Genomic DNA, 505 nt, shown 5'->3' with positions numbered 1-505 from the left:
ACCCATGAACCTACATCGTGACCAACATATATACATTTCCCTATGTTTAGTTTTGAGAGAAGATTTTGTATACGCTCACTAGTAGTTTTAGTATCAAATCCACTTGCTGGGACACTTGAGTAACCCTGCCCAGGTAAATCAATTGCAAATACATGATATCTTTTAGCTAATATTGGTATTACACGGCGCCAAGCATAAGCGCTTTCTGGAAAACCAGCTACCAGTAGCACCGTAAGTTCATTGCTTACACCAGCTTCAACTAAGTGCCATCGAATACCATCTGCTGTTTTAACCATTAAGTGGTGACCTCCAATCTTTTGCATGGCAAACCTCCTGATTCGTTATATTTTTTAGAAGTATAAACTTTAAATACGTTAACTTAATTTATACACTTTGTTTATTGCAAACATTGATATTTTTTAATTAAAAATTTGAACGTTTACAGAAACAAAAATCTGGTTTAATTTTCTGTTCTCCTTCTTCTTGTAATGAACTTCTTATGTAT

1 protein-coding gene is annotated in these 505 nt (G+C 34.3%); it reads right to left on the bottom strand.

The genetic code is table 11. The features are described 5' to 3' along the window. The coding region (locus KH893_RS11750; RefSeq protein ID WP_281166271.1) for an alpha/beta fold hydrolase at positions 1-323 on the bottom strand (323 nt) is incomplete at its 3' end. Positions 324-505 lie beyond the last annotated feature (182 nt).

Source organism: Liquorilactobacillus sicerae (genome assembly GCF_029916425.1).
Classification (GTDB): Bacteria; Bacillota; Bacilli; order Lactobacillales; family Lactobacillaceae; genus Liquorilactobacillus; species Liquorilactobacillus sicerae.
The sequence above is the reverse complement of the archived record's forward strand: the minus strand, read 5'-3'. Positions and strand labels throughout refer to the sequence as shown.